Annotated in this window: 17 protein-coding genes and 1 pseudogene; 6 read left to right on the top strand and 12 right to left on the bottom strand. The window is 36.6% G+C overall.

The window, feature by feature from the left end; genetic code table 11:
* Window positions 1–2: 2 nt before the first annotated feature.
* Together BQ3481_RS08590 and BQ3481_RS08595 are read left to right on the top strand one after the other, a co-directional pair.
* Window positions 3–566, top strand: a complete 564-nt coding sequence (locus BQ3481_RS08590) for a hypothetical protein (RefSeq protein ID WP_157927891.1) — start codon at window positions 3–5, stop codon at window positions 564–566.
* A gap of 33 nt (window positions 567–599) precedes the next feature.
* The gene (locus BQ3481_RS08595; RefSeq protein WP_157927892.1) at window positions 600–1,655 is read left to right on the top strand and encodes a tyrosine--tRNA ligase; all 1,056 of its coding nucleotides are present in this window, start codon (window positions 600–602) and stop codon (window positions 1,653–1,655) included.
* Here BQ3481_RS08595 and BQ3481_RS08600 read toward each other — a convergent pair.
* The 9 genes and pseudogenes from BQ3481_RS08600 to BQ3481_RS08640 form a co-directional block, all read right to left on the bottom strand.
* Window positions 1,648–2,628, bottom strand: coding sequence for a TIGR03560 family F420-dependent LLM class oxidoreductase (locus BQ3481_RS08600; protein ID WP_157927893.1), 981 nt, complete (start codon window positions 2,626–2,628; stop codon window positions 1,648–1,650). The two genes, BQ3481_RS08595 and BQ3481_RS08600, sit on opposite strands and share 8 nt — an antisense overlap.
* A gap of 1 nt (window position 2,629) precedes the next feature.
* On the bottom strand, window positions 2,630–3,418 hold the full coding sequence (gene cobJ / locus BQ3481_RS08605) for a precorrin-3B C(17)-methyltransferase (protein WP_157927894.1): 789 nt from the start codon (window positions 3,416–3,418) through the stop codon (window positions 2,630–2,632).
* A gap of 44 nt (window positions 3,419–3,462) precedes the next feature.
* On the bottom strand, window positions 3,463–4,911 hold the full coding sequence (locus tag BQ3481_RS08610) for a DUF7482 domain-containing protein (protein WP_157927895.1): 1,449 nt from the start codon (window positions 4,909–4,911) through the stop codon (window positions 3,463–3,465).
* Window positions 4,912–4,961: 50 nt separating this feature from the next.
* Window positions 4,962–6,359, bottom strand: a complete 1,398-nt coding sequence (locus BQ3481_RS08615; protein ID WP_157927896.1) for an aspartate kinase — start codon at window positions 6,357–6,359, stop codon at window positions 4,962–4,964.
* A 36-nt stretch (window positions 6,360–6,395) separates the two neighbouring features.
* Window positions 6,396–7,142, bottom strand: coding sequence for a proliferating cell nuclear antigen (pcna) (pcn, locus tag BQ3481_RS08620; RefSeq protein WP_157927897.1), 747 nt, complete (start codon window positions 7,140–7,142; stop codon window positions 6,396–6,398).
* A 6-nt stretch (window positions 7,143–7,148) separates the two neighbouring features.
* Window positions 7,149–7,712: pseudogene (locus tag BQ3481_RS08625) on the bottom strand (RNA-guided endonuclease TnpB family protein); the annotation flags it as partial.
* A gap of 12 nt (window positions 7,713–7,724) precedes the next feature.
* Window positions 7,725–8,372 (bottom strand): hypothetical protein, encoded by a 648-nt coding sequence (locus tag BQ3481_RS08630; RefSeq protein ID WP_157927898.1) that lies wholly within the window; start codon window positions 8,370–8,372, stop codon window positions 7,725–7,727.
* 91 nt (window positions 8,373–8,463) lie between these two features.
* Window positions 8,464–8,778, bottom strand: coding sequence for a transcription factor S (locus tag BQ3481_RS08635; RefSeq protein ID WP_157927899.1), 315 nt, complete (start codon window positions 8,776–8,778; stop codon window positions 8,464–8,466).
* Entirely contained in the window at window positions 8,779–9,060 is a 282-nt protein-coding gene (locus BQ3481_RS08640; protein WP_157927900.1) for an RpoL/Rpb11 RNA polymerase subunit family protein, read from the bottom strand. It lies immediately after the preceding gene.
* Between the two features lie 47 nt (window positions 9,061–9,107).
* On the opposite strand from BQ3481_RS08640, the gene BQ3481_RS08645 reads away from it, so the two are divergent.
* Window positions 9,108–9,650, top strand: a complete 543-nt coding sequence (locus BQ3481_RS08645; protein ID WP_157927901.1) for a hypothetical protein — start codon at window positions 9,108–9,110, stop codon at window positions 9,648–9,650.
* A gap of 113 nt (window positions 9,651–9,763) precedes the next feature.
* Window positions 9,764–9,910 (top strand): DEAD/DEAH box helicase family protein, encoded by a 147-nt coding sequence (locus tag BQ3481_RS11630; RefSeq protein WP_173848094.1) that lies wholly within the window; start codon window positions 9,764–9,766, stop codon window positions 9,908–9,910.
* Between the two features lies 1 nt (window position 9,911).
* Here BQ3481_RS11630 and BQ3481_RS08650 read toward each other — a convergent pair whose 3' ends face one another.
* Both BQ3481_RS08650 and BQ3481_RS08655 read right to left on the bottom strand, forming a co-directional pair.
* Window positions 9,912–10,406, bottom strand: a complete 495-nt coding sequence (locus BQ3481_RS08650) for a dual specificity protein phosphatase 23 (RefSeq protein WP_157927902.1) — start codon at window positions 10,404–10,406, stop codon at window positions 9,912–9,914.
* An 81-nt stretch (window positions 10,407–10,487) separates the two neighbouring features.
* The gene (locus tag BQ3481_RS08655; RefSeq protein WP_101009164.1) at window positions 10,488–10,787 is read right to left on the bottom strand and encodes an NADH-quinone oxidoreductase subunit I; all 300 of its coding nucleotides are present in this window, start codon (window positions 10,785–10,787) and stop codon (window positions 10,488–10,490) included.
* A gap of 170 nt (window positions 10,788–10,957) precedes the next feature.
* On the opposite strand from BQ3481_RS08655, the gene BQ3481_RS08660 reads away from it, so the two are divergent.
* Window positions 10,958–11,233, top strand: a complete 276-nt coding sequence (locus tag BQ3481_RS08660; RefSeq protein ID WP_157927903.1) for a peptidylprolyl isomerase — start codon at window positions 10,958–10,960, stop codon at window positions 11,231–11,233.
* On the opposite strand, the gene BQ3481_RS08665 is transcribed toward BQ3481_RS08660, so the two are convergent.
* Window positions 11,225–11,839 (bottom strand): hypothetical protein, encoded by a 615-nt coding sequence (locus tag BQ3481_RS08665; protein WP_157927904.1) that lies wholly within the window; start codon window positions 11,837–11,839, stop codon window positions 11,225–11,227. The two genes, BQ3481_RS08660 and BQ3481_RS08665, sit on opposite strands and share 9 nt — an antisense overlap.
* 29 nt (window positions 11,840–11,868) lie before the next feature.
* Between BQ3481_RS08665 and BQ3481_RS08670 the strand changes: the two genes are divergently transcribed.
* Window positions 11,869–13,011, top strand: a complete 1,143-nt coding sequence (locus BQ3481_RS08670; protein WP_157927905.1) for an aminotransferase class V-fold PLP-dependent enzyme — start codon at window positions 11,869–11,871, stop codon at window positions 13,009–13,011.

Genomic DNA, 13,011 nt, shown 5'->3' on the forward strand with positions numbered 1-13,011 from the left:
AAATGAAGGTACACCTGCAAGAAAATGATCCGAGTTACAAGATCTTCTTGTATGTTTTCTATGTTAGCGCGTTCATAATGTGTTCTATCACCATATTTGGATTCTATGCTATGATACAGGAATGGTCTACCAAGGGCACATATGTGATGGGTGAGGTACTTGTCAAGACAGAATTTCCAGCCCCACACTTTGCTAAATTACTAACATGGTTATTTTTTACATCAATTATTAGTTGGTATTGTGTTTCGCGAATAGGTTGGAAAAGAACAGTCACTGTTTCAAAATGGAAACTTGCAACGGTACAACTGATGCTCTTGGGGTTAGCAGTAATTACACTCTATGAAACAATTTACAACTTTATTCTATTGAGTTCCCAAATCACTGCAGGAATGATAAATGGTGTTACTCCTAACATTGATTCTCTCACAGTAGCATATCCGGATCCAAATAGACCGTGGAATCTCATCTTTGCAACAAAGATGTTTCTTGCAGCATTTCTGATAAGCACACATGCATTTTATCTCAGTACACGTCCTAGAAAGTCAGTTCAAGAACTTGATGCTTAAATTTATAGGAATACATGTTGGAATCTGGCTGGAATGGATGTAACAGAAAAAATCAAGCTTGTGAAAAGAGAGCCCACAGAAGAAGTGGTAACTGAAGAAGAGCTATTAAATCTGTTTAACACAAATTCACAACCCAAACACTACATTGGTCTTGAGATATCTGGTTTCATGCATTTGGGTAGTTTGATACTAACGGGATTCAAGATAAATGACTTTATCAAAGCTGGAGTAAAGTGTACGGTATTTTTGGCAGATTGGCACACTTATCTGAACAACAAACTTGACGGAGACTGGGATAAGATACGAATGGTATCAAAATACTATGCTGATGCATTCAAGATGTTTTGCCCTGGAGTTGAGATTGTGGAAGGCTCACAACTTTATGAATCAAGAAGAGGATATTGGTTAGACCTTGTCAAATTTTCAAAGAACATGTCTCTTGAGCGCACCATGCGTTCGATGACAATAATGGGAAGAAGTGCAGAGAAAGATAAGATTGACCTTGGTCAGCTTTTCTATCCCCCAATGCAAGCTGTAGACATCCATACAATGGATTTGGATATTGTACATGCTGGAATGGATCAAAGAAAAATACACATGCTTGTAAGAGAAATCTTCCCGAAAATGAAGTGGAAGGTACCAGTTGCAGTTCATCATCATATTCTTGCAGGACTTGGAGAGCCAGAGCCTATCTCAAATTCTGACTCAGATTTTGTGTCAAGCAAGATGAGCAAATCAAAATCTGCATCAGGAATATTTGTTCATGATACAGATGAAGAAATTAATTCAAAATTCAAAAAAGCGTGGTGCCCGGAGGGAATTGTAGATAAGAATCCAGTACTTGAGATCTCAAAACATATTATTTTTCATGAATTCGATGAAGTTATTGTAGAACGCCCTGCTAAATTTGGCGGCAACGTTACATATACAAATTATCAAGATTTAGAAACAGATTTTGCACAAAAAAAATTACATCCATCGGATCTAAAGGCTACAGTCTCCAAATATGTAACCAATATAATCAAGCCGATAAGGGAAAAAATTGTCTTGACTGAAGAACTTTCAGAAGCAATAAAGAAAACTACTTGAGAGTAGGTCTTACTTTTCTTGAAAATAGTGACATCATCTCAAGTGATTTTGATAGCCCTATGAAATTAACAATAAAGTAATTTATTCCAATTTTCTGATATTGTTGCAAGTAATTACTTACCTCGTCTGGAGTACCTACTGCAATACTATCGGTTGAACGTATGATAAATTCTGCAATTGATTCGTTTTTCTTTTTTAGTTTTGATATAATATTTTTTACATCATCACTATCTTTTCCAACCAAAATTCGTAACAATACAGAATTTTCTATTTCATCATAATTTCTTTTGACTAGTTTACAGTTCTCTTTTAATAGTTTTATTTTTTCTTCTAAAATTTCAGGTGTCCCAAATGGATGATTATACCTAGTAGCATGTCTTGCTGCAACCTTCATGAGACTTTTTCCTGCTCCACCTATCATAATTGGCGGGTGAGGTCGCTGAATGGGTTTTGGATCACAGATGGCATTTTTAATAGAATAATGTTTTCCTTTGAAGTTGGATTTTTGATTTTGCCACATCTTTTTGATTATTTTGATGGATTCATCAAGTTGTTCTACTCGTGTTACTAGATCATCAAACTTGTATCCATAGGAATCATACTCATATCCAAACCAGCCTGCTCCTATACCAAACTCCAGCCTTCCATTGCTTATTGCATCAAGTGTTGATGTCATTTTTGCCAAAAGAGATGGATGCCTAAAGGAATTGGATGTTACTATCTGCCCTATTCGAAGTTTTGATGTTATTGAAGAAATTGCAGAAAGAAGTGTATAGGCTTCAAAAAAAGTCTTGGTACTATTATTTGATGGATGAGAAACAAAATGATCATAGACATATCCTGCATCAAAGCCAAGATGTTCTGCAGCTAGTGCAATATTTTTTGAAAACAAAAATTGTTCATAAGGATTATCAGTGTGAAACTCATCTAGCCATCCTTGTGGTATGGTTAGTCCAATCTGGACTGATGTCATGTTATTTTCGGGTCTGCTGCGGCTCTACAATATTATATTTTGATGTATAACCACGGGGATTTATCATCAAATCTTTGTACATAAAAGTCGAAGAATTACCAATTATCACAGTAGTGATCATGCCAAGCTTGTCATTGTGTTTTTCCATGCTTTCCAAATCGGTTAGAACGATTTCTTCTGATTCACGAAATGCACCCTTTACAATTGCTACTGGTGTATTTGGCGATCTGTATTTTAGAAGAAGTTTTCGAGTATCTTGCAATTGATGAATCCTTTTTTTGCTTGCAGGATTGTATATTACAATAACAAAATCACCCTGCGCTGCTGCTTCTACTCTCTTTGTTATAATCTCCCAAGGTACAAGCAGATCACTCATGCTTACTACAGCAAAATCTGTCATGAGAGGAGAACCAACTAGTGCAGCACAAGAATTGAGCGATGAAACTCCCGGAACTATTTCAACATGAAGACCAATTTTTCTGTCCCATCCCTCTTCTGCCAAAATTTCATAGATCAGGCCTGCCATACCATATATTCCCGGATCTCCACTTGATACAAGCGATACTATCTTTCCAGATTTTGCAAGATCGATACACTGGTGTGCCCTTTCAACTTCTTGTGTCATTGCATATCTGTGAACTTCTTTTCCTTCTATCAGATCCGCAACCAAGTTAACATATGTTTCATAGCCAACAATTGTGTTACTTTCTTCAATTGCTTGCTTTGCGCGAAAAGTCATATGGTCATGATGACCAGGACCTACACCTACAATAAACAGCTTGCCGGTCATGTATAGTAGAGATTTTCAAAGTAAATTTATCCCTTTTGATGTTTTCATTGAGTTATGATTGGGCAATCAAGAATGTAACTGTTGCCAAGAGTTGTTGCTTCCCGTACTGTGATATTTCCTGCGGATCGTTCATATTCAATATCATTTTTATTTTCTAAAACTTTTGCATTGCTTGGATCGTTCCAATTTATTATTGAAATTTTACAGATAGGACTGTAAGTAGAATCCCCTGGTTGTGCACTAGAAATTCCTTCTTGATAACCAAATGGTCCTGCACCTTGCAAACCATTAGTAAAGTGATAGACATCTCTTGCTGACAAGCCAAGAAGTGAAAGTGAAGGAATGTATTGAATTCCCATAGTCTGTGCAGGTCCTTTAGGAGTTCCCGCAGTAATGATATAGTATATTGTCTTTCCATCTGGTCCCCATCCTCTATGTCCAACAAAGGTTGCAGTCATACTATTTACATTGATATCAAGTACTTGTCCATTCAAATACGATGTCTGATCTGACAATATCTTATTGGCTCTTACATTCAATGTACCTCCATTCCAGATTACTTGGGGAGTATTCAAGATTGTATCAGTGACAGTCAGTTTTATTTTTCCAGTCATGTTTGCATCAAGAATCGCTTGTGTAGAATTAAGAAGAAATGGTCCTCGTCCTATATTCCACGATACCTGAATTACCTTGCTTAATGGACTATATTGATTGTCAGAGGGGGTAAACGATAACACATCATTTTGATATCCTTGTGTTCCATTCCCAGTGATACCGTTTGTAAAGATGAAGATGTTATCAAATGATGTAATTGGAGCATGAGCCAATACTGGCGATAGTTGAACCTTCCAGTTTTGTTTGTCCGATATTGTATTTGCTACAAGATTATTGCTTGAATCTGTTATGATATAATAAACAGCCCTTCCATTGACCAGTCCCTCATGCATAGGTATCTGTACTGGAATTGTGCTTTCTGCTAGTTTGAGTGTATAATTTTCCGTTAATGGTGTAATGGTAGCTTGAATAACATCAGGAGTTGTTACCCTTATCCATCCGTCTACACTCACGGTAGCAGTAAACTGGCTAGAATTTGTTGAATAAAGGCCTATTGCAGATCCTGCAAAATCCATACTGCCACCAGTTGAATTTGTGTCAATTGTTGTCTGGGCATAAAGTGTATTGCCATCCACTGTCCAAATTGGTTGTCCCTTTGAATCATTCTTGTTAATTTGATGTAGAATAACAATTTGAACAGGCTGACTTGAACTGTATGTAATTGTTCCATGGTAAATGGAACCGCTGTTTGGCGGCAACACTATTGCTATCTGTTCATTACTGTGACCAATTCCAGGATCTTGTATGGATGTGATTGTTTTGGTGAATTGGATTTTCTTTATTGAACCAGCATTAGCGAGTTGATCATTGAATAATGATAATGAAGCTACAAGGCCTCCAATTATGATAATAATTGCTAAAAGTAAAAATCTGTTCATGTTCTATGAACATCTAATTTACATAAATATGCTTTTAGAAAGAAGTTGGATCACTTGCCAAGATTAAACTCGTCATGCAATGCCTGTACTGCTGCATTACAATCAGAGTCTTTGACTACAAATGCAAGATTAAGCTCAGACGAACCTTGGGCTATCATTATTACATTTACACCTTTTTTTGCTACAGCTGTGAATACTTTGGAGGCAACACCTGTAATTCCCCTCATCCCAGAACCAATGAGAGCCAAGATGGAGACATCTACTGTAACATCTACTTTTTTAATGACTTTACCAAGCAAGTTCATTTCAAGTGCATTTACGGCCTTGTCCAAATCATTCTTCTTCACTATAATTGATATGGATGACTCGGATGGACTTTGAGATATCATCATTATGTTAATACCTTCTTTTGCAAGTATTGAAAATATTGTAGCTGCAGTACCAGGTGCACCAACCATACTTCCACCCCTAACATCGATTAGTCCGGTATGCCTTATTGTGCTGACACATTTTACAGTCTTTTGTGTATCAGCTTGAGGGGTAGCAGTAACCAGCGTACCTAGATTACCAATGTTAAACGTATTTCTTATACGCAACGGAATTTTTTTTGCGACAAGCGGCTCAAGTGCTCTTGGATGAATGTATTTTGCACCAAACAATGCCATTTCCATTGCTTCAATGTATGATACCTCCTTGATCAGTTTAGCATCTTTTACAATCTTTGGATCAGTTGTCATCAAACCGTCTACATCGCTCATTAACCAGACTTCGTCTGCTTTTATGCTTGATGCAATAATAGTTGCAGTATAATCAGACCCACCTCTTCCAAATGTAGTTATGTTGCCATGCTGATCGGCTCCAGCAAATCCTCCAATTATTGGCATGGCTTTCTTTTGTAAAAGATCTTCTACAGTATGAGATACATGCAAGCGTGTTGTATCCATGAGTGGCTTTGCCCCTCCAAAATTAGAATCAGTAACTATTCCTACATCTTTTCCTGTAAGTGGTACCGCCTTTACACCCATCTCATTTAATGTAAATGCAACCAAGTTTATGGATAATCTTTCACCAAATGAGATCATGTAATCAGAAGACCGCGGTGTGACCTCTCCAAGTAACAACATTCCATGCAACAGATCCTCAAATTCATCAAGATCTGCCTTCATTTTGCTGATCAAGTCTTTTTTTATTTTTGCGTTCTTTACACATTGTTCTGCAATATCAGTATGCATCTTGATGATTTTCTTTGCAAGCGAACTTGCAGCTTCCTTGTTTCTATTTTGAATCAGATGTGTTATTCTGATTAAATCATCTGTAACTCCGCTTATGGCAGAAAACACTGGAATGATTTTGTGTTCTTTTGTTAGTTTTTTTATCAGAGTTGAAACATTTTGTATATTTTGCGGGGAGGAGACAGAAGTTCCACCGAATTTTAGAACAAGTTTCAAATCAGTTTAACCTCGTCCCATTATCCTTAAAATCTTTTAACTCTCAACTCTAGGAGCAAGGTAAAAGTGAATTCTTCCTATGTTTGCTACCTTAAATTCTAATCTAAGCGGCATTTTACTCGAAAATTCGCAAATCACTGTGCCTGCTACAGTACCTATTGCTTTCACTATACTATTGAGATATTCCAAGCTGTAGGTTGCATTACTATCTTCTTTTACCTCAATTTCTGGCATTTCAGGCATTCCTTTTTCTAGTGTTATGATTGCCTCGCCAGAATCACCACGTCCTGAAAATTCTGCTTTTGTGGAATTAGCATTAATGGACAAGTATTCTGAAACTACTTGTATATCACCAAGTATTTTGTCAAATTCTGTAGATAGTACACCAACTTTTGCATTGTAGGTAATTTTCGGAAGTGGTGTATCAGTTGCTGAACTTTCAATCAATCGCATTTTGTATTTCTTATTTTTACCTATTGTAACAAGTAAAAGCTTGTCTTCAGAAATATTGATTTCTATATTGTCTTTTTTATCAGCTCTTTTGATCAGTTTTGAGAACTCGTCTATTCGTACTCCAAACTTGACATCTTCGTCACAAACATATTTTTCAAATGCAGAATTAGGCCAAGCAATATCGATTAATGCTACGTGTGATGGATCCATTCCGCGGAAGGCAATTCCTTCACCAGTAGCTTCGAATGTAGCTTCTTCAACTAGGGTTGATATGGCAGAGATGACTGCTTTCCATTCTTCAGAACCCCCAGTCTTTGCAGAAAATACCAAACTTACTCACATCTCCAGAATGTTCAAGTTAAACCTTATGCGGGTTCTGTCAAGTTTACAGCTCGCGTCTTTAAACTCGACTTGCTTCCATCTACTTGCAGGATTAATGGCCGTAAGTTTTCCATCTTCTCCCTTCATCGCTTCTTCTGGAAGCCCTCTAGGATGGCAAAACCTACTCCACCCCTTGTAAGATATGTTCATGGATGCAACAACATCGCGGTCCATTGATCTCTTACAATTATTGCACAACAATTTACGAAGTTGTAACCTGTCCTCTTGGATTCTATCTCTGCACATTGGACAGAGTTGGCTGGTGCGTTTTGGATCTACAAATTTTACTGGAATCCCTTCCCATGATGCCTTATACTGGATCTGCCGTTGCAACTCATAGAACGACCATGAGTTTAATCTTCTTCGATACTTGTTTCCCTGACCATTTCCCTTTCTGTATAATTTTCTTATTCCCTTTAGATCCTCCAAAACTATCATTGACTTTGATTCTACTGCCTTTTTGACAATGTCTTTTGAGATTATGTGTAGATGTTGCTGGATTCTCCTTGTTCTCCTGTTTCCAAGCCTTTTTTAGAAATGCCTCTTTACTCTTACATCAAATCTTTTAAAAGACGATATCACGTGAGATGTGTTTTCCTTTATTGATAATAACTTGCTAGTCTTGTACATTACAGTTTGATTTGGAGTTGATATTGTTATGTTTCTCAAGTTCCTGTCTATCCCAATCACGTTTTCTGGAATGATTTGCTCTACTTGTTTTCTTACTGAGATTGATACTGAACCAGGTGTTATCACAAATGACCTTGGTTCTGCATTTTCCAGTTGTGACATGGTGTACTCATTTAGTTTGACCAAGAACTTGTCACCATTTGAGGTTGGAAATGAAAGCAACATTCCATTTATTTTGAATCCATAGCATGATACAAGATACAATTTTTTGACATAGGGTGATTTTGGATTTCTGCCTTTCTTGATGTCTCTTTTTCTCTGAGCTAGTCTGCCCATAGCCTGTGACATTGCAATAAGTTTGTATTTTGATTGTATTTGGTATTTGTCTAAATCTCTGTAATGTAAAGATGAAAACTTACCTAATGTTGAGATATTATCCTCAAGACCGATTCTTATACATTCATTCACCATTTGTTGAAATGTTTTCATCATATTACCAAGTTCTGTGGTTGGTGTGAACTGTTGTCTTACTGCTTTGTATGCTAACAAGTAGTAGTTCTATTAACATCGCCTAGTAAATCAGAAGGTTGTTTCATAATAACTGCGATCTATTTGATGATTATAAGAAATCGAATGATACCTATGCGTAGTTTCGCCAAGTATAGCTGCATTTTATACATCGATAAAACTGAGTGGTTGGTTCATCTGCGCTTCTTGTTTGGAGCATCCACCACACTGCTTCATTATTTCCACATTTTTCGCAATCGATTTTGATTGTTGGCAACGCTTCTTTCATTTCTTTATCGTCTAATGCAATAATGGTAGGAACAACTTCATTTTTTACTTCTTTTGTTACCTTGTTTCCTTTTTCGCTGTATCCACACTTGGGACATACAAATTCAGAGTCAGAGCTATCTATCTTTAATCGTGCCTGACATTTGGGACAGAATTTCATTTAGTCACCTTTAATTTTAGAGAAAATTATTTTTTTTAGCTCAGCAGTGTATTCCAAGGCTGTCTTTGTTGCCTTTTCTATTTCCTTTACTGGATTGCCTTTTGAAGTGTTTACTCGCATCGCAAGTTGTCTAGTAAGTGGGTGTCTCAAGACCACACCTGCAAACTCTACAGTAGGATCCTTGAGCATCTCATACTGTACTATATAGAGAGTGCTAATGTCGGATTTGCTTATGTCCAATTGAACCTCTTTTGGAGAAGACTTTTTCAGTTGAACATCCATGTAAGTCAAAAAAATACTTATTGAGGATATAAACCATCCCCAATTAGTTGACCAGTGATAAAAATACAATAAGTGGAGTTTCTCTGGTGAAAGCATCAGACAAGCCAGGAACAGAAGACAATATTACAATAAACGTGAAATTTTCTGTAATAGGCGCATTAAGAGAAGCTTTCACTGAGAGAAATTGGGAAAAAGCTTACAATAATCATGACAACACCTTCAAGCTAAGATATGGAGTAAAGCTCCACACAGGTGGCCTCCGAAAGAAGGAAATTGGTAAGCCCTTAGATACGTACAAAAAAGTTGCCCTTTTTTGGACACGAAATCCAAAGCTGACACAGATGGGAGAGAAAAAGATTTGGGTACAGATATCCAAGAACTTTGAGCCAATTATTCCAAATAGCCAATCTGAAGCTCAACAGATATTTCTTGACTTTGATGAAAAAATGCAATTTAATGCATCAGAGCTTGGAGTGGGTAAACACAAGATAGAAGCAGAAGTTTATGTCTCGTGGTTCAAACATGATTATGCAGAACCATTTGATGAAACTGTACACTCTAAAGAAATTGAGATCGAAGTCACCAAATAGTGGGGTATATTGTGATAACTGCAAATGCCTACAGATTTCTTTGTTAGAGATTAAACGAAAATTAGTTATCTCTACTTTTTAACACTCATAAATGGAATTATTGGTGGATCAGTATGACAAAATTCGATGGACTTAGAGGACAAGAACTGCTTGAAGTAGAAGAAAAAAACGGTGAAATAACTTTGATCTTCAAGGATAACAGATTTTTGTTTATCAAACTTGAAAACGGCAAGATGGTAACTACATCCATACCAGAGTAAATTACTTGTTTATGGATTTGTAGTATAGGCCAATTGCTATTTCTTGGGATTCAGACTGGATAGAACCCGGTCTCTCTTTTCGTACTTTTTGTATAGCATCCTTTGCTGAAACCTTTTGGTATTTGACAAGATAGCAAGCAAGAATAGTACCTGCTCTTCCCATACCTGCAGCACAGTGTACCATTACAGGTTCATTATTTTCAATTCTTTTTTGAATAAACTCTACTGCTTCATCAATTTGTTCCACGTCAGGTGCAGAGAAGTCTTCTGTTGGAACATGAAGATATTTTACATTTTTTATCCATGATTCAGGGAGTGAGTTCTCGGTCATTGTAACAATGGATTTTACTCCTTGCTTTAATATCCAATCTATTTCAGAAACAGAGGTTGGCATTCCACTGCCAGCTAACTTGTCACTGATTAGCCAGCTAAAATTTGTGGGCTTTTTTGCTATTTTTCCATGCATTTTTCGCCAGAGATTTCCGGGTTTGCTCATGGTATATTATAAAACTGTACCATATATGTAGAAAACGAAGTTTAGAAATAAAAATAAGAAAAAGAGAAATTTTATGCGGACTTAATCTATTAGTTCAGTCCAACCCTTTACGAACACAGAGTTTCTGTAGAGTGGTACTGGTTGACCTGGAGTAAAGTCCATTGGTCTCATCCAGAAGATTGCCTTTGTTGGGCATACACCTATGCATGCACCATCTGAAATGCATCTTTCTGGATAAAATACAAATGCTTTACCTCTCTTCCAGCCTTCTACTGGTTTTACTCTTAATACGTCTGGGCCTAGTGATGTACAAATCTCTACGCAGAGTGCACATCCTATGCACATTTGTTCGCCTATATCTGGAATAATTCCAACTGGCATGGAAGTACTTTTAGAAATGATCTTAATATAACTTGCTGAAAAATGGCATGTTATAACGGCGTTTGAGAATTTTATAACACCGTTAATTTGAGAATGTCTCATTCCAAATCTTTAGAATGATAATTGTTTGGACCGACGTTTTTTTATAATTTATTGCTAATCAAATAGACATGGGAAATAAAATTCACTGCGCACATATTTTGGTTGAAAAACTAAGTGTTGCACAAGATCTTAAGACAAGAATTTCAAAAGGTGAAAGCTTTGCAAATCTTGCCAAAGAATATTCAATGGATGTCTCAAAAAAGAGGGGTGGAGATCTCGGATTTTTTTCAAGAGGAGCCATGGTATCAGAATTTGAAAAAGCGGCTTTTGCATTAGAGAAGGGGCAAGTTTCTGATATTGTGAAAACCCAGTTTGGATATCACATAATAAAAAGGCTAGACTAGTGGAATTAAGTTTAAGGGAATAACAAGCTTGCAAGAGTCACTAGGCATGCTTAACACAATACCTTCTTTTTCAGGTTCAAGTAGAATTTTTTTGCTATTTTTGGTTTCAACGAGTCGTTTACCCGTGGGGGATAATATCCAACCCTCTTCTTTTTTGTACCTAACCATGCTGGCAACAACAAGATATGATTTTGTCATCTTTACCATGCTTGCAAACAACATGATGATAGACATGACAGTCTTACCAATATTCTTTTTTCGATTTAGAATGTTAAAGAGTCCATTGAGTGAATCTACAATAATTATGGTTTGAGACAGACTTGTTTTTACTAGGATCTCTTTGATCATGGGATACAAAGTTTCAATGGTAGGCTGGAATAGAGTCACATTTTTTTCTACTTGAGTTATTCCCGAGACCGCGTATCCACTGTATAACAAATCAAGATCTAGGTAGAGAACTTGAAGTTTTGTATCTTGAACTAATTTTGAGATAAATCCAGCCTTCAAAAATGGATCAGAATAGAATATGGAATTGATAAGATTTTGCTCCAGTATTGTTTGCAAATTTAACTTGGATTGAGATTCATCACTAGGATTTTTAAACAATACAAATACTACTAAATTGTAATATAATAATGAATTTAGATTATTCCCAAGACTTTCCATACAAAGAAAGAATCTACCTAAATAATGCTTCCACTTCCAGAATGCCAAGATCAAGCATAGCAGCAATGAGTGATTTCCTTGTCAAGTACAATGAACTAGGTCCGGATTCAGAGGCTTCCGATAATTACGTAAAAGAAAGGCTTGGAAACCTACGAAAAGAAATTTCAGGGCTAATCAAGTGCAGACCAGAAGAGATAGTACTAACTCAAAGTGTAACCGATGGAATAAACTTTGTAGCAAATGGATTGAAATTAAATCCAAATTCTAATATTGTAACACGTGGCTCAACTCATGAACATCCAGCCAATCATTATCCGTGGGTCAGAGTAGGTCAAAGGGTTGAATTAAGAAGTTTACCCATCAATGAAACGGGTTATTTTGAACCAGATACTTTTACAAGTACAATTGATAAAAACACTGGACTTGTTGTGCTCAGTCATGCATTGTTTAACACAGGTGCAATAATTCCAGTAGAAGAAATCGGTAAAATACTTTCAGAAAAGAACATACCATATTTTGTAGATACTGCACAAACTATTGGTTGCATTAGTGATGTTGATGTAAACAAGATTAATTGCAATTTCATGTCTTTTAATGGTTCAAAGTGGTTATGTGGCCCAATGGGCATGGGTATTTTCTTTTGCAGAAGAGATTCAAGTGATCTAATTGAACCGCTTCAGGTTGGTGGAGAATCTGCCATATTCCATGAAGACAAGATATCTCATAAGGAAATGCCTGCAAGGTTTCAGGCAGGTTTCCGAAACTGGTCAGGCGTTGCAGGCCTCGAGGCATCAGTAATTTATCTGAAAAAAATAGGGATTTCAACCATCAGAGAGAAAAACATCAAGCTTGCAAATCTATTACGACAAGAAATTTCAAAAATCGATGGCGCGATTCTGTATGGTCCAGAGGAGGAAGAACGACGAACCAGTATAGTCTCTTTTTCAGTTAAAGATAAGGATTCAAAGACTTTGGTTGCAAGATTGGAGAAAAATAACATAATACTAGCGGTAAGAGACATTTTTTCTAAAAAGATTGTAAGGGCTTCTCCACACTTTTATAATACAGAATCAGAAATTCATGCGGTTATAGATTTAGTAAAAAAAGGCTAA

This window comes from Candidatus Nitrosotalea okcheonensis, assembly GCF_900177045.1.
GTDB lineage: Archaea > Thermoproteota > Nitrososphaeria > Nitrososphaerales > Nitrosopumilaceae > Nitrosotalea > Nitrosotalea okcheonensis.